Source organism: Levilactobacillus fujinensis, from assembly GCF_003946335.1.
GTDB lineage: Bacteria > Bacillota > Bacilli > Lactobacillales > Lactobacillaceae > Levilactobacillus > Levilactobacillus fujinensis.
The window spans coordinates 59,341-82,035 of sequence record NZ_RHNX01000006.1; the positions used below are offsets into that span (position 1 = coordinate 59,341).

Annotated in this window: 13 protein-coding genes; 1 reads left to right on the forward strand and 12 read right to left on the reverse strand. The window is 47.0% G+C overall.

The features are described from left to right. Positions 1-249 precede the first annotated feature (249 nt). From pepT to EKM89_RS03680, 6 genes are all read right to left on the reverse strand, one after another. Positions 250-1,491 (reverse strand): peptidase T, encoded by a 1,242-nt coding sequence (gene pepT, locus EKM89_RS03655; protein ID WP_125685804.1) that lies wholly within the window; start codon positions 1,489-1,491, stop codon positions 250-252. A gap of 56 nt (positions 1,492-1,547) precedes the next feature. Continuing rightward, entirely contained in the window at positions 1,548-2,354 is an 807-nt protein-coding gene (locus EKM89_RS03660) for a Nif3-like dinuclear metal center hexameric protein (RefSeq protein ID WP_125685805.1), read from the reverse strand. Further along, positions 2,341-3,048, reverse strand: coding sequence for a tRNA (adenine(22)-N(1))-methyltransferase (locus tag EKM89_RS03665; RefSeq protein WP_125685806.1), 708 nt, complete (start codon positions 3,046-3,048; stop codon positions 2,341-2,343). Before EKM89_RS03665 ends, EKM89_RS03660 begins: the two co-directional genes overlap by 14 nt. 538 nt (positions 3,049-3,586) lie before the next feature. Continuing rightward, positions 3,587-6,862, reverse strand: coding sequence for an MMPL family transporter (locus EKM89_RS03670; protein WP_225421806.1), 3,276 nt, complete (start codon positions 6,860-6,862; stop codon positions 3,587-3,589). 640 nt (positions 6,863-7,502) lie between these two features. Further along, a complete protein-coding gene (locus EKM89_RS03675; RefSeq protein WP_125685808.1) occupies positions 7,503-8,021 on the reverse strand; it encodes an RrF2 family transcriptional regulator in 519 nt (172 codons plus the stop codon). 314 nt (positions 8,022-8,335) lie between these two features. Further along, the gene (locus tag EKM89_RS03680) at positions 8,336-8,911 is read right to left on the reverse strand and encodes a TetR/AcrR family transcriptional regulator (protein WP_125685809.1); all 576 of its coding nucleotides are present in this window, start codon (positions 8,909-8,911) and stop codon (positions 8,336-8,338) included. 246 nt (positions 8,912-9,157) lie between these two features. Here EKM89_RS03680 and EKM89_RS03685 point away from each other — a divergent pair, with 246 nt between their 5' ends. Next, positions 9,158-9,664: an HXXEE domain-containing protein gene (locus EKM89_RS03685; RefSeq protein ID WP_164510494.1), complete on the forward strand. Its 507-nt coding sequence runs from the start codon at positions 9,158-9,160 to the stop codon at positions 9,662-9,664. 299 nt (positions 9,665-9,963) lie between these two features. Here the strand turns inward: EKM89_RS03685 and rpoD are convergent, their stop codons facing one another. The 6 genes from rpoD to EKM89_RS03715 all read right to left on the reverse strand — a co-directional run bounded on the left by rpoD (position 9,964) and on the right by EKM89_RS03715 (position 22,533). After that, complete coding sequence (gene rpoD / locus EKM89_RS03690) at positions 9,964-11,094, reverse strand: RNA polymerase sigma factor RpoD (protein ID WP_382333235.1); 1,131 nt, start codon at positions 11,092-11,094, stop codon at positions 9,964-9,966. An 8-nt stretch (positions 11,095-11,102) separates the two neighbouring features. Continuing rightward, positions 11,103-12,950, reverse strand: a complete 1,848-nt coding sequence (dnaG, locus tag EKM89_RS03695; protein WP_125685811.1) for a DNA primase — start codon at positions 12,948-12,950, stop codon at positions 11,103-11,105. A gap of 517 nt (positions 12,951-13,467) precedes the next feature. Continuing rightward, positions 13,468-15,543 (reverse strand): glycine--tRNA ligase subunit beta, encoded by a 2,076-nt coding sequence (gene glyS / locus EKM89_RS03700; protein WP_125685812.1) that lies wholly within the window; start codon positions 15,541-15,543, stop codon positions 13,468-13,470. Beyond that, entirely contained in the window at positions 15,543-16,472 is a 930-nt protein-coding gene (gene glyQ / locus EKM89_RS03705) for a glycine--tRNA ligase subunit alpha (protein ID WP_125685813.1), read from the reverse strand. Before glyQ ends, glyS begins: the two co-directional genes overlap by 1 nt. A gap of 327 nt (positions 16,473-16,799) precedes the next feature. Beyond that, positions 16,800-18,932: a hypothetical protein gene (locus EKM89_RS03710; RefSeq protein WP_125685814.1), complete on the reverse strand. Its 2,133-nt coding sequence runs from the start codon at positions 18,930-18,932 to the stop codon at positions 16,800-16,802. Continuing rightward, the gene (locus tag EKM89_RS03715; protein WP_125685815.1) at positions 18,922-22,533 is read right to left on the reverse strand and encodes a hypothetical protein; all 3,612 of its coding nucleotides are present in this window, start codon (positions 22,531-22,533) and stop codon (positions 18,922-18,924) included. The genes EKM89_RS03710 and EKM89_RS03715 overlap by 11 nt, the downstream gene beginning before the upstream one ends. Positions 22,534-22,695: the final 162 nt, after the last annotated feature.

The window sequence follows — 22,695 nt, forward strand, 5'->3', positions numbered from 1 at the left end:
AGTCATATCGCCGAGATTAGATTGCTGAAACGTGTGACTAAAGACGGCTGGCTCTGCTTAGACCTGATGATCAAACCATTCAAGCTCCCGGATTATTCGGTCATCACTTTTAATGATCACTAGCTAATCACCTTTGATCACACGCTTCAAAAAAAGAGGCAACCCTTAGGTTAACCTCCATTTTTCACTCATATTCTAACTGATTTTAGGCCAAAGTCAAAATAATTTGACCTATTTTGACCAATTAATTTATGCCTGTTGTTCGGCAAGTTGAGCAATCTTAATGACGACATCGGTCGCCTTCTCCATAGTCTGTTCGGACACGTATTCGAACCGGCCATGCATGTTTTCCCCACCGGCAAATAAGTTCGGCGTTGGTAAGCCCATGAAGGAAATTTTGGACCCATCAGTTCCCCCACGAACAGGGAAAATCAATGGTTTGATGTCGAGTTCTTCTAGAGCTTGTTTAGCCAAGTCAACGACCGTCATGTCCTTCTCGATGACTTCACGCATGTTGTAATACTGGTCCTTGATGGTAACTTGGACCCGTTCAGAACCGTATTGCTTGTTCAATTGGTCAGCGACACCTTGAAACAACTTCTTGCGGTCTTCAAAAATCTGACGATCGTGATCCCGAATAATGTAGCTCAGGTGAGCCGAGTCGACCGTGCCGGCCATGCTATACAGGTGGAAGAAACCTTCCCGCCCTTCAGTATTTTCTGGACGGTCATGTTCCGGCAAAGCGGCGTGGAAGTCCATAGCAACTTGCGATGCGTTGACCATGACTCCCTTGGCTTCTGCGGGGTGAACGTTAGTCCCCGTCACCTCGACCTGAGCGTCAGCGGCATTAAAGGTTTCGTATTCCAACTGGCCCAGTGGACCACCATCGACCGTGTAGGCAATGTCGGCGCCAAAATCCTTGACGTCAAAATGGTCGGCACCAGTTCCAATCTCTTCATCGGGGCCCAGTCCAATTTCGATTTCGCCATGCTTGATTTCTGGATGAGCCAATAAGTATTCGCTAGCCGCCATGATTTCAGCTACCCCAGACTTGTCATCGGCACCTAATAGCGTGCTACCATCCGTGGTGATCAAGGTATCACCCTTGTAATTTTTTAAATTAGGGAAAATGGCTGGATCCAGCGTGTACTTACCAGCAGCGTCGAGCTTGATGACGGATTGACCGTCATAGTTTTCAACAAACTTCGGGGTAATATTCTCGCTGTTAAAATCAGCCGTGTCAAAGTGGGAAATGAATCCGATCTTTTGGACCTGCTTCGTCGTATTAGCCGGCAGAGTCGCATAAACGTAACTTGACTGCGCGTTGATGTGGACATTATCCAGACCAATGGCCTTCAAGTCCTCGACCAAGCCCGCAGCGAATTTCGTCAACCGTTCGTTAGATGGAACGGTCGTTGAATTTGGTGTCGAACGGGTATTGACCTTCACGTATTTTAAAAACCGGGGAATCAAATTTTCATACTTTGCCAAAACAAATCACTCCTCAATTAAATTAACTTACAAATTTAGTGTACGCGTTTTCGCGATTAAAGAAAAGTAAACGGGTCAGTATTCAACGTGGAAGCCACCACGGTAATTGACCAGTCATTTTCCTGTGCCCACTGCCGGAAAAGTTGCGTTAAGTGGGGCTTGCAGATGCTCTCAATGTGGTGACCGGGATCAATCACGCTGAGACCAGCCGCAATCATGTCGTGACCGGGATGATAGGAAATATCACCCGTCACGTAAACATCGGCCCCCTTAGACAAGGCCGTTTGGTAAAATGATCCACCGGAGCCCCCCAGGACGGCAACACGCTTGACTACGGCATCCGGCGTATGACTGATCAATCGTAGACCCTTAACATTGAAGATGGTCTTACACCGTTGGGCAAATGTCATAACGGTCGTCGCCTGTGCCAGCGTGCCGATTCGGCCCATCGTGATTTCCGGTGTTGCTGTCGTCCCATTACTGGGAACTAAACCAATCACATCATGTAAGTCCAGTGCAGCGGCCAACCAGTCATTCATGCCACCAGGCGCGCTGTCTAGATTCGTATGCGCCCCATAAACGGTGATGCCATGCCGCAAAAGCGTGGCGTACATTTGATTCTGGGGAACCGCCAAGTCAAGGTTCTTCGCCGGGTGAAACATCATTGGGTGATGGGCGAAAATAAAATCTGCGCCGACTGCAATGGCTTCTGCAACCACCTCTGGTCGAACATCCAACGTGACCAAGACCTTGTGGACCTCAGCGTCCAAACTGCCCAGCTGCAGTCCTACTGGATCGCCAGGTTCTGCCCAAGTCTTTGGGGCAAAATATTCAAATCGATCAACTAACTCACGCACCAACACGTTGCAAGACCTCCTTGATCTGCTGCATCTTTGTCTGTAACTCTGTGACCTTTGCCGCCGGTACCTCATGTGCCGACTCGACCTGTTGAAGAACGGCGCCCGTCCGTGCCAATTCTCGCTGCCACTTTGCGATAAAAATTTCATTGTGCTCGGCTAACAGGTACGGGCCAAATCGCAATGTCTCTTCGTCATACTGTTCGGGATCAGATTTGCGGTCAGCCACCAAAATTTCGTAGGTGTGGCCATCTTCAGCCACAATCCGCTCCGCCACTAGCTGAAAACCGTGAGTCATGAGGAAGCGTCGCACGGTCATTTCACCCACATTTGGCTGTAAAACTAACCGAGACACCCCCGCCAAGCGGTCAAAGTCCTGCGTTAAAATCTGGGTAATGAGCGCACCGCCCATCCCAGCGATAGCAACCGTGTCAATACGGTCGTCAGGCGCGATGGCTTGGAGCCCGTTGGCTAAACGTGCGGTAACCTGATCACTTACCCCCTCGCGTTTAATTTCGTGCTCGGCATTCTTGAATGGGCCAGAAACGACTTCGCCAGCAATACCGCTGACAATGACGCCATTCTTCGCTAAATTCACGGGTAAATAGGCATGATCGGTTCCAATATCGGCCAACCGTGCCCCCTGTGGCACATAATCCGCGACAGCGGCCAAGCGTTGTGAAAGATGGTCTGCATCCATGAATAAATCTTCCTTTCTGAAACTCGTTTTTGAGATTTTGTTTAATGCGCTAAAATTTGTAAGCTAAATTATTCACGTTACTCTTGTGCTAGTAAGGATTGTTGCCTCCCTATGGTGGGCGTAACTGCGCACCATAGGGAGGAATTTCGTCCTCTGTAAATGCCTCTAGCTGCGGATAACTCTACACAATCGTATAAGATCTACCGCATGATTTCATTAAACGTTGTGAGAACCAAAAGTTAATCCGTTAAATAGCCATGCTCTGTGCTTAACGGACTTCTTCAAAGAGACCCAACGACTGCTTAACTGATTTCTGCCCCGGCTGTACTTACCAACTCCAAGTATAAGCTACCACAGCAGAATTGGATAGCAACAAATTTTTCACAACAAATAGGTGTTAGACCCGTTCACCTCACAATGTGAACGGGCCTAACACCTATTTTTACTAAATCTGATGATTATTTAAAATGCAACGTTTATACAACACACAATCAGAACCGTTGTACGGTCATTTAGCCGCACCTATTTCACATAAACGCTAATCTTTTCGATTCCGCCGTGTTTGTGGTTGATCACCATCTTCGTCATTGACCGGTGCCTCACCCATTTTAGAATAGGGATACGGGTACGTAATCTTCATGACGGCTGGCATCACGATTGGCAACAGGATAATCAATAAGACAATCCCAATGATGACGGCTAACGCAATTTGAATCAACGTCATGACCCCGGATGGAATCAGTGCGGCAAATGTCCCACTTAAAATGATTCCGGCGGAGATGACGACCGTCCCAATCACGGTCGCGGCACGAAGCATCTTATCGCTCGTTGCGCCCGGCTCGTGTAAGAATTCACGGTACTTCCGCATCAGGAAAATCGAGTAGTCGACCCCTAAGGAAATCAGCATGACAAACGTAAAGAATGGTGTGTTCCATGTCAGCATATCTGCGCCCAAGACTGGTTTGACCAACCAGTGTACGATGGTTAACGCCCCTGAGTACGCGACAACTAAAATTCCTTCGATCACGATCGGTTGAACTAGAGATCGGGTCACCACCATCAGGGCGATAAAGATCCCGGCCAACATGATAATGACAGTCCGTGTAAAGTCACCAGAGGCCATTTCGTTGATGTCATTGGTCTGCGAGGTATTCCCACCAAAGGCGACCTTGGCACCGCTGAGACTGGTTCCCTTGAGTGACCCCGTGACGACCTTCTCTAGTTTCGGTAGTCGAGCCATCGCAGCGGCCGAGCTTGGATCATCCTTTAAGACGACCGTCAACTTCGTAATCTTACGACTTGGCGACATATACGTGTTCAAAGACTCCTTAAACGTACTCCCGTGCAATTGCTTGCTTGGAATGTAGAAGGTCTCGGCAGCCGCAGACTTTTGTAGGCCCTTCAAGTAACTATTGGCCGTACCGACCCCACTGGAAACTTGTGTTAAGCCACTTGATGCCGACGTCAGGCCCTTACGCAGAGCCGTCAATTGCTTACTCATTGCGGCTAGCTTTTCCGCCATGGTCTGATTACCGGCAGCAACTTGGCTCGCCCCAGAGACCAGACTTGGCATCTTGCCATTAATGGTAAACATGGCACTCGACAACTGGCTCGTGGCGCTGGCCAACTGACTACTTTGTGAACTAGCCGTCTGCAAGGCAGTCGCTGCTCCCGGTAAAACGATGTTCGACTTTTGCGCCAACGTTGCCACAGCACTTTGCAGCGTTGCCGTTGCGCTTTGTAAGGATTGTAATTGACTAGCGACGCTCTGATCAGCAGCACCGATGGCACTTGCGTCACTACCGATTTTTGTCAAGGAACTGCTCAATGAAGCCTTTAATTGGTTTTGTGCGGCAGTCTGCTGTTCCAAGACACCCGCTAAGACCTGTTTCTGTGCAGCGGACAGTGGGACACCCTTGGCACTAAAGGCCGCAGCGACCGTGCTGGCACTGACACTTGGCAAATTACCCACACTGCTCTTGATATTCTGCAGTTGGGTGGCAATATCCTTGGTCTGTGTCCCAATGGTCGTTAATGAGCTCGTAACACCACTGGTACTCGTAGAGCTAGAGGAAACTTGCGTATTCAACTGTTGAATTGCCGCGTTCAGTTGTGGCAAGGCGGCCTCAAGCTCAGCTAGTTGGGCGGCCTGTTTGCCACCAGATGCCGAGGAGACCTGACTGTTTAATGAGTTGACCCCGGTAGAAACTTGCGCGATGGCCGATTGTAATTGACTCGTCCCGGTGCTGACCTGTTGTGCACCAGAAGCCAGCGTCTTGGCAGACTTCACGGAACTAGCAACATTTTGCTTACTCAATTGGCTATTGGCCGACTTTAGACCCTTATTGACCTTGTTAACACCTTTTTGAGCCTTAACTAAGCCACTCGTGACCGTACTCATTTGATTCCGGACGTAGAGTGCCTTAATGGCCTTACCCCCGGGCTGGGTCGCGGAAGCCACTGTCTTAACACCAGTTGACCCTTGCAATTGCTTAGTTAACCGATCAATCAATAGTAATGATTTCTCGTTGTCTAACTTGTGATTACTCTGAATGTAAATGGTCGTTGGTTCAGCAGTCCCCTTGGAGAAGTGACTCTGAACGATCTTAAATCCTTGCTTAGCTGGCACGCTGTCGCCAATTTCAACTAAGTTATCGTAGTCCAAGGTTCCGTGTGACGAAAGAGCCAGCGGAACGAATACAATACCGGTAACGATCAACGTGATCACTGGACGAATCATCGCGTGTTTGGCCATACCATGCCAGAGATGACTGTCGCCTTCCCCTTGGAACTTCTTGATAGGCCAAAACATGTGCGGTCCACAGATCGCCATGAAGAATGGATTTAGTGTCAAGAGAACGGCTAGTAAGACCACGACTCCCACGGCAATGCCGACAGCCGAACGATACAAGGAGAAGTTGGCAAAACCTAGGACACTCATCCCAATTAAAACGGACAGGCCGGAATAAAGAACCGTTCGACCACCAATTTTAATGGCCTCCTTAGTCGCCGTGTATCGGTCTTTTCCCCTAGCAAGCCGCTCTCGAAACTCGTTATAGAGCAAAATATTATAGTCGGTCCCAATCCCAAACAGGACGATAACGATGAAGACCTGGGTAAAGTTAGAGAACGGAAAGTTGAAACGGTCGACCAGGTTTGCCACCACAGAAATCGACGTGATAACGGACACCCCAACGGTCAACAGGGAGAAAAGCGGGGTCACTGGTGAACGGAAGACTAGCCAGAGAACCAAGAAAATAAAGATGGCCGCGATAATTTCGGTCTTCTGCACCCCAGCTTGCGTGGCATCCGAAAAGTCTTGGTTCAACACATCGGCGCCGGTCACGTAAGTCTTCACACCACTAGTCTTCGCGAGCTTTGTAATCTGTGAGCGAATCGACGAAATGGAATGGCTGGAACTCTTATGCACGTTCAGCTGTAACAGCTGGGTACTCTTGTCCTTGGAAATCAGCTGTGAAGCAGCCGTTGAACTATCACTGGCTGCCGTAATTGATCGGATCTCATATTGGTCCTCGTGATTTTTGATTCGATTAATGGTTTTATCAATCTGATCATTTTGACTCGAGGTCAGAGCCGAATCGCCATTATTAAAGACCACGACGACTGCAGTGGTTCCCCGCTGCGAACGACCCCACTGTTTTTGCATGTTAGTTGCCCGCGTACTTTGATAGCTACTAGGCACAGTAATCTGCCCCTTATCAGCTACCAGTTTGCTCATGTTAGGTATCGTTAGGACGGCTAGCATAACAATTACTAGCCATCCTAAGACGTTCCAAATATAATGTTTATTCATCCAACGCACGGTGAAGTCCTCCTCCGGATTATTTATTGTTCTAAAGGTTGAAAGCCAAAATGTTTGCATTACTCTTGCGACAGTAGGAATTGTCACGGCTAAATTAGTGAAAACAGCCGCACTCCGGCCGCCAGGGATTCCGCTTGCTGTGGGGAACGCCTTCAGACAAAGGACGGGCTTCCAGGTTGTCCCACGATGTAAGCCAGAAAAAACACCGACTAACATCGTCGACACGGCTAGCTCGATCCCTGGCCGCCTCCGGCTTTGATTGCGCGCGTCAATTCCAAACACTGAACCCCAAGTGGCTGCTAAAGTTTAAACATAATTCAATAGCGTTTCAAGCGGTATGATCTATGTTACCTCAGATCAACTACGTCAGCCGAGAGGTCGGCAGATATGGGCTCAGGCGCGTCGTTCTACTAAGTCAGTGGGTGACTTTTCCCACTGACTTAGTAGAAAACCAAGCTTGGAGACTCGGTACTTTCGAGGCTTCAAGTTGTGTTCGCACCGTTCCAACCCATATCTGCCGGCCGGTAAGGCGATGGTTGGACAACGTTGCCTAATTTTAGACCCAGTATCGTTGTGGCAACAGTCATAATGTGTGGTTTGGCACTTTCAACCTTCAGATTGTTTTAATTTTCTATTCTGCTGCGTGCTGCTTAATCCATGCGGTCCAATCGAGTTGGAGCGGTTGACCGGCTGAAAGTGGTGAAATCTGACCGATAGAGAGGGTGGCTAACTCCTGGCGATAGCGTTGTTCTGCGTCACCAAAGACGGCTAGTGCATTGGCAATCGGTTGTTGGTCATGCAGGTCGGGTAAATCATACATCTTCATGAACTTTAATTTCTGATCAAAACCAAAGATTTTTTTGACGATCCCGGTATTCTTGACAAATGGCACGGTTCCCTCAATTGCATCAAAAACATCGAGTAGTGTGATTTGATTGGGGTCCTTAGTCAAAACGATTCCCCCATCACGACCGGAAATGGTCTTAACGATTTTGGCACCGGCTAATTTTTGAACAATTTTTTTCAGATAACTTGTGGAAATTCCCAGATGTTCCGCAACTAAGCGGCTATGTAATGGGACGTTCCGATCCTGAATTCCTAATAAGGCAACGATACACAGCGCCTGTTCTAGGCTAGGCTTTGTTTTCATGCGACATCTCCTTTAAGCTAAATGCTTTGAAAAAGCTTAATTATTAAACGAGATACATTATATCTCCTTTGACTCGTATTTCAAGACTTTTAACCCAATAAATCAAAACTGATTCGACCATTCTCTTATATAAACGGTTACGTAACGTACACAGTTGGTAACCGTTGGAACCCAGGTTCTCATGAAACCAGTTCCCAGTTAAAACCACAAAGCCACGATTACTCCTAATTTTTGATCCTCAGTTCTTGGAATTTTTACGCTATGACTCTTGACACCAAAAAACGATTCATTGCTTCAACCAGCCATTTCTTAAGTCATTTTTTCGAAAATTTTCCGCTTAACTGGGGCGTCACACCAGTATTGATCATTTGCCGAATCAAGTCTGCCAGCTCTGCCACAGGCAAGTCTCTGTCATTTGCAATCCACCGATAAAGAACTGAGAGCACGCCGGACAAATAAAAATCTGTCACATAATCCACATATTGCGTATCTGGAGACACTTGATACAGCTCACGCAACTTAGACGCAATTGCCATCTTTAACCGTTGCGTAAACTCAGCATTATTACCAGCATCGAATACCACATTATAATAAGCTGTCATGTGTTCGTGTAGGTGAACAAAGGCAGTGATGAAACTTTCAGTCAGAGCTGCCTGCTGCAGGTTACTTGTCAAATTTGCCATAATTTGATTGATCACACTATCCTCAATGGTTCGCAAAAGATCGTAGATATCTTGAAAATACTGATAGAACGTACTTCGATTGTAGCCTGCACACTTTGTCAATTCACGCACAGTTATTTGTGCGACGGGCTTGGCTGGACACAATTGACAGAAAGCATCAATCAAATTCTGCCGAGTCACCGCCGTTAGTACAGCATTCTTTTTCATTAGGTACCTCTACTTTCCAACACACATGTGCTGATTGTTGGTTGATGGTCACTCATCACGCTGTTAGGATTTAATTATACAACACGTGTTGCCTAATTGTTTTTTTGAAAGGAGTCGGTTTAGATGAAATTCTATCGATAAAATTGGTACTTTATTGGCGCCGTTCTCTTCGTCGCGTTAGCCTATTACATGGCTTTTTGGGGGCAACATATTGACCGTTTGCGGGTGATTATGATTTATAGCTTCATGGCTTTACTAGTTCACCAATTTGAAGAATATGGTATTCCTGGTGGTTTCCCTAGCATTTTTAACATTGCAGTCTCCAATGAAAAGACAGTTCCGGACCGCTATCCGTTGAATGCTAATCAGGTAATGATTAACAACGTCTTCATGGCCTATCCCTTTTACATTTTAGCAATCCTTTTTCCCGGGGCAATTTGGTATGGTCTCATTCAAGTCGGTCAGGGAATGGTGCAACTCGTCAACCATGGATTTTATAATAATTATAAGCTCAAAAGCTGGTACAATCCCGGCGAGGCATCCGTCTTATTTTTACATTGGCCACTTGGTATTTACTACATTTACGTCGTCATCACGAACCACCTTACCACCACACCAGATTTGATTATTGGTTTTATTGGAGCTTGGGCATCCGTCTTTATTTTATGGTTGGGGCCCGTTCGACTGCTTCGTAATAAACATGCCAAGTATCCCTTCACGCCTCGTCAAATGACAGGCTATGCCAAAAAGTAGGACCGCTGAAAAACTAAATTGCCATTTAAAAATACCCCACTCAAGCTTCAAAATAGCCAGCAAAGCGGATAAGCTCTTCCACATTTACTGGCTATTTAACTACATATTCTGGGAATTGATTTTTAAAAATCTTGAATTTCTGACTTTTTCAGCAGCCACGCTTCTCAAGACTATACAATTTGCGATCATTTTTGAAGCCGTACCTTTCTCGACTAAACCACAATTTAAGCTCTAAATAAAAAATCCCCGCAACCACCAGACTAACATCTAGTGGCAACGAGGATTTTTTTAATTTGCTATTATTCCAAGAAGTCTTTTAATTGCTTGCTCCGTGATGGGTGCCGTAGTTTCCGCAGCGCCTTGGCTTCGATTTGACGAATCCGTTCACGAGTTACACCAAAGACCTTACCAACTTCTTCCAAAGTCCGCGTTCGACCATCGTCCAAGCCAAACCGCAACCGCAACACGTTTTCTTCACGATCAGTCAAGGTGTCCAAGACACTCTCCAACTGTTCCTTCAGTAATTCGTAAGCGGCGTGATCGGCAGGACTTGTGGCGTCTTGGTCTTCAATGAAGTCACCTAAGTGCGAGTCATCCTCTTCACCAATTGGTGTTTCCAAAGAAACTGGTTCTTGCGCAATCTTCAAGATCTCACGAACCTTTTCCGTTGGCATGTCCATTTCAGCCCCAATTTCTTCAGGCGTTGGTTCTCGCCCTAAGTCTTGGAGGAGTTGCCGTTGAATCCGGATTAATTTATTAATGGTTTCTACCATGTGCACGGGAATCCGAATCGTCCGTGCTTGGTCAGCGATGGCCCGTGTAATGGCTTGCCGAATCCACCAAGTGGCATACGTGGAGAACTTGAACCCCTTCCGGTAGTCGAACTTTTCGACAGCCTTCATGAGCCCCATGTTCCCTTCTTGAATCAAGTCCAGGAATTGCATCCCCCGACCCACATAACGCTTAGCAATGGAAACAACCAGCCGTAAGTTGGCTTCGGCTAATTCTTGTTTTGCTGCTTCTTCACCTTTTTCAATCCGTAAAGCCAAGGCAACTTCTTCGTCCGCCGTTAACAGATTGACCCGTCCAATTTCCTTCAGGTACATCCGGACAGGATCATTAATCTTTACGCCACTTGTGGTCGAAGCATCCTTTAACTCCTTCTTCGAAACGGCCTTTTGGGCTTTAACGGCCCGTGGGTCTGGCTCACCCTTCGCATCAACCACGCTGATTCCGGCATCGGAGATTGTTTCCAGTAACTTATCCATTTGCTTGGCATCCAACGTGTAAGGGGTTGCAACCTTATCAGACAGGTCATCGTAGGTGATGCTACCGGCCTTTTTGTTATCTTTAATTAAGGCACGCACCGTTTTGTTGTATGCTTTTTGGTCAAACATTGGTTGATCTGTGGTCTTTTTTGCCATTAAAATACCCCCTATTAAACTTGCTTGTTCGCTTGTCGCTGACGTTCTAGTTGAACAATCTCAACGACGAGTTGCCGCTGTTGATCGGCATCCCCCAACCGAGAAGCCTCCGTCAATTGATTTTTCTTTAATCGGAGTTGTTCCTCGATTGGAGCTTCATCCATAATGACTGCTAAATAGTCATCGATCTCTCGCGGGGTAACCGCCGCGTAAGACTTGGTCTCTAGCGTAATGACAAGCTGTTGTAGCCGATCTTCTTGAATAAAGTCCGTGAACTGAGCCGTCTGATACGTTTGATGCGTTTGGAAATAACCTTGGGCCAAGGTATAAATAATTTGATAATCGTCGTGAACAAAACTAAAGTCTGGCATGGCCGTGACTTGTGCCCAGACGTTGCGGTCGTGCAACAACCGGTACAATAACCCTTGCTCAGCCCGTTCCAAACGGGTAAGGGGTCGCTGCTGCTGATGCATGGTGACTGTTGGACTCGCAGTAGAAACCGGTGTGGCCTGCTGTTGACGAGGCCGTTGACGTTCCTGTTGGGCCGCCGTGTCGCGCTGCACCTGCTTCAATTGAGCCGTCAACGCATCCTTATCAAGCTGAAACTCTGCAGCCAGCTGGTTGAGATACATGTCAAGTTCCACGGGTTCTTGAACTTGGGCTAGGAGTGGCATGGCTTGATTTAAGTAGTCTAGCCGCTCACTATCCGTGTCTAAAGCACGATTACGCCGCAAATACCGCAGGTGAAATCTGATTGGCGTTTCCTTTGCCGTCGTCAGCATTTGCTTGAAGGCATCGTTGCCATGGGCCTTGCGATATTCATCAGGATCTTGTCCCTCCGGCAATTGGATCACACTAAGTTGCAGGTGGCTGTGTTGCCCCAATAACGACAAGGCCCGCTCAATCGCGCGTTGACCGGGTTCATCACCATCGTAACACACGTTGAGCTTATCCGTCGTGCGTTCGATCGCATAAATTTGCTCGGTCGTCAAACTGGTTCCCATGGAGGCAATCCCGTTCAGCACCCCTGCTTGGGTCGCCGAAATAACATCCATATAGCCTTCAAACAAGGTGACCTCACCAGCTTGGCGAATTGCGGGACGTGCTAAGTCAAAGTTAAACAACAACCGACTCTTGGTAAACAGCGCTGTTTCCGGACTGTTCAGGTATTTCGGTTGGTCGTCCGCCTTCTTTAATAACCGCCCAGAAAACGCCGCCACGTGACCGCTGGCATTACGCAGGGGAAACATGACCCGTTCAGTAAACCGATCACGTAATTCCCCATCCGCATTTTCAATGAACAACCCCGACTGCCGTAACAGTTGGTAATCACTCTGACGCTGGTCGAAGAATGGCTTCAACAGGCGTTGACCCGGCGCAAACCCCAATTGATAAGTTTCAATTGTGTCGTCCGTGAGCCCCCGGTCATGCAGGTAATCCAAGGCAGGTTGTCCCACCTCGGTGTTGACCAAAATGTGGTGATAAAGCTTCGCCGCTTGTTCATGAAGCGCAATCAACTGACCCGTCTTGGAATCCACGGCCGGTGCCGACGCATCCTGCCGATATTCGCTGGCCAAATCAACGTGACTAAAATCAGCCACCTTCACCACAGCCTCAGGAAAGCTAATATGCTCCAGCTCCATTAAAAACTTGAACACGTTACCCCCGCGGCCACAACTGAAGCAATGGAAAATCTGTTTGTCTTCCGTCACGGAAAATGACGGGGTCTTTTCCTCATGGAAAGGACATAGGCCAAACAAATTTTTCCCGGATTTTTTGAGTTGTACGTACTGACCAACCACATCTGCAATGTTAGTCGCTGTCCGAACAGTTTCAATTACTTCTTCGGGTATCTTTGCCAAGCCATCACTCCCTCACCTGCGCGCCCGTAGCCTTGAAAAGTCGCACCCCGGAAACCCGAAAAGTGCGACTCTTTAATTGGAATTCGTGCGCAAAAATACACTATACATATTACTCCTATTACGACGGGTGTCAACTTTTATACCTCGCTAGTAAACCAATTCTAACAAGAGACGTCCGCCACTGGTGCTCAGCAAAAAAATGGCCCCAATAGCTTATAGTTTTTCTGTAGGGCTGGTGGCACATGTACGCTACCAGCAGACAAGCCGTGGGTGGGGGCAGTCAGCAGATCCGACTAGATTAATCAAAGCCGTCCCTAATGTCTGGGAGATGGCCAGCAAACGATGAGCATCTCGAACATAATATTCAGGCCCCGTAAGAAATTCCCTCGCTACCACCATTTTGTCTATCTCAATAGTACCGTTATTAGCATCAAGAATAAAGCAAGTAACGTAAAAAAAGGAACCCCTCCGTAGAGCGATTCCTTCACATTGCACCGTCAGTAGCACAACGCTTTACCTATTTAACAATCAATTGATCCAAGTCACCCAATGTCAACGCTAAGGCTGCCAAGTGGCTTAGTTCCGTCAACCGGTTGTTCCGAACGGCATCATTTTTATCCATGACCATCGTAGCTTCAAAGTAAGCTGCAATGGCAGGCTGGATATCAGCCAGACTAGCATACAAAGCGTCTAAGCCCTTGCCGGCTGCGGCAGCAACTTCGGCGACACCCTTATCCAGTTCGCCTTCACTGTCATTTTCAAACAGCTTGGCGTCAACCGTGGCCGTTGCCAATTCGGCTGGGGCCTTTTGGGCCAGCCGAATCACTCGCGTTAGGGATTCGATGACGGCCTTGAAGTTATCGTCATCAGCATGGCTAGCCAAGATATCAGCGGCCGTGAAGATCCGCAGAACGTCACTACTGGAACCAGCGGTCACGGCATCGATGATGTCATGCCGTTGCTTAGCAGAACGCAAGATTTTACGGATCCGATCCTTGATGAAGGTCACCATGGCGTCGATTTGACTTGTTTGATCAAGATTTGGTGCCACATTAGCAGCGCCTTCAGCGGTGATAAAATCACTCGCCAATTCGGCAACTGGTAAGGACCATTGTTGGTCACGCGCAATTCGCACGATTCCGGTTGCCTGACGCCGCAAAGCGTAAGGGTCATTGGAACCGCTAGGAATCATGCCAGCAGCGAAGAACGTCAAGATACTGTCAAACTTGTCAGCTAAGGCCAAGACGGCACCTGGTACGGATTCTGGTAAGGCACCGTCGGCCGAAATTGGTTCGTAGTGTTCGCGAACGGCTTGGGCAACGGCTGGGTCTTCGCCTTGCAGTAAGGCGTATTTCTCACCCATGACGCCTTGGAGTTCTGCGAATTCACCGACCATTCCGGTCACCAGGTCAAACTTGTAGATTTCGCTAGCACGTAAGGCTGCCTTAGTTTGAGCATCGTTTAAGTCAAAATGCTTAGCCAGGACACTCACGATGGCAGTTACGCGGGCCATTTTTTCAGCCATTGTACTGATCTTATCGTGGAAACTTACGGACTTGAGCCGTTCTACGTAATCAGCAATGGTCTTCTTTTGGTCTTCCGTGTAGAAGAACATGGCGTCTTCCAAACGGGCCGTCAGAACTTTTTCGTTCCCAGCAACCACGTTTTGTAAGTCATGGTCGTTCCCGTTACGAACGGAGATGAAGTTAGGCAAGAGCTTGCCGCTGGCATCCCGTGCGTAGAAGAAACGTTGGTGATCACGCATGGAGGTGATCAGGACTTCTTCGGGGATGGTCAGGTATTTTTCATCAAAGCTGCCTTCAAAGGCAGTTGGCCATTCAACCAGGTTATTGACTTCTTCCAGCAAGCCAGCGTCAATGTTGACCGTCCAGCTGTGATCGGCAGCGATTTTTTCAATCTGCTGCTTAATCAAAGCCTTCCGCTTGTCGGCATCTGCAATGACACATTGAGCAGTCAGGTCGGCTTCATAGTCGGCTGCTGTGGCAATATCCACATCTGAACCGAGGAACCGGTGACCGCGAGTATTGCGACCCGTCGTCACGTTTAAGATACTAAATGGAATCACGTCAGCATCTAACAAAGCCACCATCCAGCGAATCGGCCGGACGTATTCAAAGTGATGGGTACCCCACTTCATCATGGTCGGGAAAGTCATGGCGGTGATAATGTCCTTCAAGCCAGCCAAGACGGTCGCTACGGGTTCACCAGCAATAAACTTGTCGACGTAGACGTATTCGGTCCCCTTGATTTCTTTGAAGGTAATGTCATCGGGTGTCAGGCCTTGACCACGGGTAAATCCAATGGCGGCCTTGCTCCAGTTGCCATCGGCGTCCTGGGCAATCTTCTTGGCTGGGCCTTTGACGGATTCACTCACGTCTTCTTGTTTGTCGGCCAAGCCACTGATTAAGATGGCCAACCGACGCGGGGTTGAAAATGGCTTGATCACGTCATAATCGACCCGTTGTTCTTTCAAGTAATCAGCCGTACGCTTGACCAGTTGCTTGATAGCTGGCGTCACCACGTGGGCTGGCATTTCTTCTAGTCCAATTTCAAGTAAAAATGTGTGTGCCATTATTTTTTGGCCTCCTCATCGTCTGCTAATAGTTTTGCACGTAAGGTCTCGTCCTTGATCAATGGGAACCCACGCTTCTTCCGTTCAGCAACGAAGGCCCGCGCGACGGCCCGTGCCATGTTCCGGATGCGAGACAGATAGCCAGCCCGTTCGGTAACGGAAACGGCACCACGCGCATCGAGCAAGTTAAAGGTGTGGCTACACTTCAAGATGTAATCGTAAGCTGGGTGAACCAGGCCGTTAGCAATCTGCTTCTTGGCTTCGTCTTCGTATTCGTCGAAGTGGCGAAGCAACATGTCTTGATTGCTTTCTTCGAAGCTGTACTTGGAGTGTTCGTATTCAGGTTCCTTGAAGATATCGCCATACTTGACACCGTCGGCCCATTCCAGGTCGAAGACGGAGTTGACGTCTTGCACGTAGGAAGCCAACCGTTCCAAACCATAGGTCACTTCAGAAGTGACGGGATCAACTTCCATCCCCCCAACGACTTGGAAGTAAGTGAACTGGGTGATTTCCATCCCGTCCAACCAAACTTCCCAACCAACACCGGCACAACCCATGGATGGGTTTTCCCAGTTATCTTCGACGAACCGAATATCATGTTCCAGAGGATTGATGCCGAGTTCCTTCAAGCTGTTCAGATAAAGTTCCTGAATGTTGTCGGGTGAGGGCTTCATGATGACTTGGAATTGATGATGTTGGTACAACCGGTTAGGGTTCTCCCCGTAACGGCCATCAGCTGGTCGGCGGGAAGGTTCAACATAAGCGGCGTTCCAAGGTTCTGGTCCGATCGCCCGTAAGAAGGTGTAAGGACTCATGGTCCCGGCCCCTTTTTCCGTATCGTAAGCTTGCATCAGCATGCAGCCCTGTGCGGACCAGTACTGTTGTAACTTTAAAATGATTGCTTGCATGGACAGTTTTTCTGTCATGGGTGCTGTTTCCTCCTTGTATGGTCGTTAGTGGCTAATTCACCAGCTAATCGACCGATTAAACAAATAAGCGCGCAAAAAAATCCCTACGAGAATTCACCGAGGTAAATTCACGTAGGGACGAAGTTTTAATTTCGCGGTTCCACCCTACTTCTAGTCACAATGGACTAGCAGCTTACTTGGAAACGACTCCGAATGTGCCAACTCACAACACCCATTACCCGGCTCACACTCTTCCGGACTCGCTGTCAATGGTCACTGCGTTTTTCATTCATCATAATCGACTTATTTAACTGTGTTTTATGATAGTCGTCTGGGGTGGGGTTGTCAACTGGATTTAGGGGAATGCTCACCCGATTCACTAGCCACTTCCGCCTTAGCTTGCTTCTCGCGATGCTGCTGCAACTCCTTGTACTCTCGTAAGTACTTAAAAGGAAATGGTATCACCGTGGATTGATTCAGTCTGACAAAACCGACCTGCATCAGCGATTCTAACTCGTGAAAAATCGGGCGAATATCTTCGTTGGGCTGTTCACTGTCAATTGCCACAAGCCTCTTCAAAGGAACTGCCCGTTTCTGCTGGAGTTCCAGTGAACTGTTTCGACCAATAAAGTAGTAAAAGTCCCCATTCAATTCGAGCAGTCCCATTCCGTATGTTCCCGTCCAATATGACGCATACAAATTCTGACGAATGGGCAAATGTAGCCACTGATTCTGTGATTTGTAAAAATCATCGTTAAGCGTTGTCATCACTTTGTTTCTCCAGGACATTTTGAACTGCTTCCGAAGGTCTCGAACTGTCAAATCAGTCATATTCAACTGTGTGAGTTCTTCAACCAATTGCTGCTGTTGTCCTAGATATTTCCCGTTGAGGGTCAACCCATTAGCCACCGTCAATAATTTCTGGCGGCTAACCCGATTATCTTCATTGGCCGCAATCATCTGAGTTTTAATTTTTTCTGCGTCCGGAACCGTGGTCAAATCTGACCGGTAGATTGCAAAGACTCCCTCCTCGCTTTGAATAGCACCTAATAACTGACTTTGACTTTTCCCCGATGCTTCCCAGACACGTCTAGCCACTCGTTGAAACTCACTTGCTTCAGAGGTAGAGGGAATACCTTGAATACAAGTATCTTCAAATTGCAAGCCGCCATCCGACGCAATCGTTAACCGGGTCACGCTGAGTTGCAGGGACTCTGAATTCTTACTTTGTTTTTCAAAGTAAAGATACCTAAAATGACTCGCAAACTCAGCTTCAATCGCTGTTGGTAGACACAATTTCCCAGTAAGAACGTCACGCTTAATTAGCAATTGCACCACCGTCATGAAAAATTGCGTGTCATTCATTAAATCAGCCTGCTTTTCGCCCTGCCACTGATACTGTTGAGTAGCATCGTCAAAGACACCGAACCTCTCAAAGGTTAAATGTTGAATAATCTGCTCATTATTGCTTACTTGATAGTGCGGATCCCGCTGATTCAGGACCACCTGGATATTAAAGCCAGGAATAGCCTTATCACTGACCGAGACGGTTACCCCGGCCTGTAATAATCGTGGACTGGTTCGCATCTTAGTGGTCAGATACGCGACTAACGCACTAACATTGGGTTCATCTGGGTCGCTAACAAAGTGCAATTGCTGACCTTTCAGTAGCGCGATAGCTTGCTCAATTACTGTGACCTTGGCTTTGGGCAGGTAATCAATCACTTCACTCGCACGAAAATGTGGTTGCTGACGAAAACAGTCCCCATACACTTGTTTAAGCTCTCTTAACAGGTCGTTCTGAAGTCCCAATCTCGTTTTCATGAAGTCATCCAACGTATTCAATGCGAAGAATGCAATAGAGTTCTTCTCGCCGTGAAGATTGTATTGATTCCAAAGCTTTTCTTTAGACGAAGTGGTCCTCTTTAGGCAATCGTTATTGATAACAAAGCCATTTTCTTGTGAAGGCTGTACCGCCTTAAAGGTCCGCGTTTTCAATGTTAAAATGTTTTCTTTCAAGTCGACCTCGACCGCAATCACCGTATTCTTCATTTGACTGCTAACTAAAAGTAACCGATCCGTTGCGTGCCAATTTCTGAACACCCTCTCGGAATCCAAACGCCCCTGCTTCAAAGCTTTGATCATGAGTAAAACCAGTGTGTCCGTCGAAATTTCCTGTTTCTCCGCTTGTTGAAAATTAATAACCGTTTGGTGAATGTCCGGATCATCTTGCGGAATCGGTTGACTCTGAGTCATTAATGCCAAATAACGCCAGGGTCTAATTGATCTATGCGGTTGAGAATCAGACTGCCGTGCCAGTTGATGAATGGCTAAGACCGGGCATGCATCAAACCAGGCTGTCAACTTGTTAGGAATTTTTGTCTCGACTAAAATCAACCGCAGCCGCTGGTCAAACCCAACCTCATCGAATGCGTAGTCGACTGTGTTCGTAAATGTAATCGGTGCTCTATCTGCCATTTAAAAACTCCCCCACATTTCTTTCTTGTTCCAGTGTTAAAGCGAATTTTCCCTGCTCGTCTAACAGCCATGGAATTTCCATAATTTGACCATTACGGGTCTGCCGCGGTACAAAATCTTGGTCACCTGCTGATTCAATTAAGTTCACAATTAGAACTCTTTTCCTGCCATCCCTCTCAGAATCAGCAATGCAGTCAAGCTTACCTTGCACGTGTCTGCGTTCCGCTAATGCGTTTCCGCTATGCGGATGACGCCAATTTTTAAAGTCAACATAAACATGATTGGCCGTTTGAAAATCGAAGAGTTCATTTTCCCTCGCCACGAGCGCACTTAACTTAACTGACCAACGATTTTCAAGAATAAACTGACCTGCAACCTCACCCAGGATGCCTAAATAACTGTCAAATTGCACCGGGTTTACCACATACCCCGTTTGCACCCAAGTCATTGCCCAACCATTTTTTTCAAAATACGCCTGCATCCCCGGATACTTGAGTAAGATCAATAAACCGGCTACCTCTGCAGATATTTCCTGTGTGTCGCGATCATCCCCATAAAAAGTGAATGTCTCACCAGAACGATTAACCCGATACGCTGTTGTCACACAGTCTAAGTAAGCCCCCTCTGGCTTCTTCTCCAGGCGATGGTATTGTTGAAAAGTTGGTGTGGGATACCTCAATACACTCTGTCTATACGTCTGAAACTTTTTGGCGACCACGCTATCAGTTTGTAGTTTACCAATCATTTTATTAACTTCGTGCTGCGTTTCACAGGTTCGATTGTGCCATCGTTCACGCCGAATTCTCTCAGACGTTAGCACAGGATCAGCCTCAGCGCGTTGCAGATTGCGGATAGCCTGTGCTTCGGGTCCTAACTGATAATCTGCCATCGTTGAGACGTTAAAATAGTTGCGCACATCTGTGCCTAAAATGACTGTGATTTCTGATAACTTATTAAATGAACGATCCATACGACCCAGCGCCTGCAAAATAATTTGCGTGTGTGCACCCACATAACTAATCGTCTGCCGGAATTGCTTTGCCGGGATACCCCGGCTTTGTTTGTTGGCGTATTGATCGATGTCCAATAGCGAAACTTCCCGATTATCCACCAAACTTAGCAATTCATAAAAAGCACGAATCCACTGCGACTTATTCTTCTCAGTTGTCGTTTGAGGAAATTGCGTAAAAACATTTGTGACCTGTCCCAAATAAATTCCCGCAAGGTCGACAGTCTGACAGCGAGGATCATTCGGATCAGCATCATTCGACGCCACGTCGATGGTTTTTCCGATTTCGAGGGTACCAATCTTGTGTTGTAGATTTTGACCGACGCCTAAAGTGGCGTAGGCGCTCAGCAGGTAGATTCGTGTTTCTTCTTCGGCCGGCAAATTTAGTGCAGCTGAAATCTGGTTAGGAACAGATAACTTTTCTACTGACAGTTTCTTCGCAATTAGACATAATTGCGGTTGATTCTTTTCATTAGCACACAGCAATTGTGATAACAGAGTAAAGACCTGGGTTACGAATTCCTGTGACATTTGAATTTCGTCCTTTTCCCCCGCTGATTTGGTCAAGACACCCTGCAGGCCTAAAAAGGTTGTCTTCTCTGAATCACCCAGGAAAAGGACGAAGCTCATAAACAGATCCAAGTAACGCTTCTGAACGAAGGCCACTAAGCCACGATCATTGCGATCAGGATATGTTGACCGAATATCCGCCATTTCCTGTTTAACCAGTCTTTCAAGCATCCATAGCGTTTGACTTTGCTTAGGTCCAATTTTAAATGTCGGCCAACATTCTTGAATCAACTTACACATGCAGTCGCCGTTCTCGTAGGCTGGGCTCTTTTGAGGAACCTCAACAACTGCCACTTTAACGCCTTTTTCTCGACAACGACGGCTTATATCAAATTGATTTTGAACACTCATGGGTAGCTCATCCAAGCCATCTATAAGCCGGGGGCCTAGCTGTTCTCGAATAAATTTAAAATCAAAGTTTTTAATAACCGTATCAATCTTAACGGTCGCCGACATGCCAACAACGATTCCGCGGCGAGCCAACCGAATAAGAAATTTTTCAGGGGTTTCCTGCACCAAAGCCGCACTTATCTGCGTTCGATTCAAATGGGCATCACTATCCGTTAATGAAATCAACTGGAGACCATTCTGCTGTAGGTAATGACCGCTCTGACCATCTGTGGTGAGCTTCACTGTTTTACGAAAACCCAGAGTTGCCTGACGGTACAATCCAATAACCAATCTCTTCGAATCGGCGGACAACCATAAGCAATCACAAATTGTGTAAACGGCATCTTCTAGTTCTAACTGATTTTCAATATCCACTCGTTGTTGGTTCACCCGCTGGCTATATGTATCTGCCCATTCAACTAGCAGCTGAATAAAGCTGCTAAAAAACTGGCTCATACTTTGAATCATGTGGTAAAATTTCAAATCATCTTCCGCAACATATTTCTGTGACAAAACAACCCGCTTACCTTGTACATCCCGTCGGCTCCACCAAGGGTGGCTACTACTAACCGTTAGACTATCCAAGTTAAATATAAAATTAGTTGCCGATACGGCATCGGTTGTCTTATAGTCTTCTATCAATTCATACTGTGCAGCCAGACGATTAACCTGCTGCTTTAAGCGACTAAACTTATGGTTCTGCCGTAAAACGGACATCACACTTTCTGGACGTTTCTTCTGTACGTTGTTGACCCCACTACTGATTTCACGAAACAATGATAGAAAGTCAACTGGTACTTTCATCGCGTCGTCAATAATTTTTTCAACCATTTGCGTCTTCATTTCATCTACTTCATCTAAGATCAATGTCGCATTTCCCAAACATCTGGCTCCAGTCACTAAAATCGGCCTCTGATCGTAAAATGATGGTACGGTCCGCATGAACTTCGCCCACGTCGTTAGGACTAATCGATACTTCTTCAAATTGATTTCCGGAAAGTACCGATTAAGATAGTGTGCCAATTCGCTTTTGTCCGTAGTAACATAATTTTCTAGTGCAACCTGGTTCTCCTTGGTCAGGGGGCTACTCAGGTTTAACACTTGTGCCATCACCTTGATTAACGCCTGTTTAAACTTCGTATATGCCCGATTTAGATTTTGAAAATCATTGCGTCCCGTCACTGACTGTTTCTCTGGTTGTTGACGATAACGCTCTTGGTAAATTCTTAATTCGGCTACCGCACGATTGATATCTTCTGCTGCGGACAGCTCTGGTGGTAATTGACTTGCAATGACTTCGCCCGTCGCTTCATCCAGCGAACGTAATACGGCAATTGTCCGATGGAGATACGCTTCACGAGCCCCACTAGTCTTAAATTTTCCGTTCTGCTGTTCATATTCACAGGCAATTGTATTTCTAAAATCATTAATGTTTAAATTGTTTTTCTTCATGGTGACGAAGAAAAAACGTGCATCGATGGTATTCACAACTTGTTGACTGATATAGTGAATAATGCCATACGTTTTCCCCGTTCCCGTTGGAGCCGGAATAGTTACTAGACATCCCGGATCAGCCATTTTTACCATATCCTGAGCTTTGCCAATTATCAGTGAAAAATCTAATCCGGCCATTATCCCAGCCTCCTCTTACGTAATTTCAAAGGTAACAGTAGACCAGACCCCGGTCAATGGGATTTACAATCTTGATACATAAGTTTTTCGAAGACTTTACAAATCCTTTTCTACACCAGAAGATAAATACATTCAAGCGTCCCAACCTAAATGTTTGAATGC

Coding starts and splice junctions, on each gene's coding strand:
- EKM89_RS03665 (WP_125685806.1), bottom strand. CDS start 3,048: ATGGATGCAGACCATCTTTCACAACGCTTGGCCGCTGTCGCGGATTAT.
- EKM89_RS03670 (WP_225421806.1), bottom strand. CDS start 6,862: ATGAATAAACATTATATTTGGAACGTCTTAGGATGGCTAGTAATTGTT.
- EKM89_RS03675 (WP_125685808.1), bottom strand. CDS start 8,021: ATGAAAACAAAGCCTAGCCTAGAACAGGCGCTGTGTATCGTTGCCTTA.
- EKM89_RS03680 (WP_125685809.1), bottom strand. CDS start 8,911: ATGAAAAAGAATGCTGTACTAACGGCGGTGACTCGGCAGAATTTGATT.
- EKM89_RS03685 (WP_164510494.1), top strand. CDS start 9,158: ATGGCTTTACTAGTTCACCAATTTGAAGAATATGGTATTCCTGGTGGT.
- glyS (WP_125685812.1), bottom strand. CDS start 15,543: ATGGCACACACATTTTTACTTGAAATTGGACTAGAAGAAATGCCAGCC.
- glyQ (WP_125685813.1), bottom strand. CDS start 16,472: ATGACAGAAAAACTGTCCATGCAAGCAATCATTTTAAAGTTACAACAG.
- EKM89_RS03710 (WP_125685814.1), bottom strand. CDS start 18,932: ATGGCAGATAGAGCACCGATTACATTTACGAACACAGTCGACTACGCA.
- EKM89_RS03715 (WP_125685815.1), bottom strand. CDS start 22,533: ATGGCCGGATTAGATTTTTCACTGATAATTGGCAAAGCTCAGGATATG.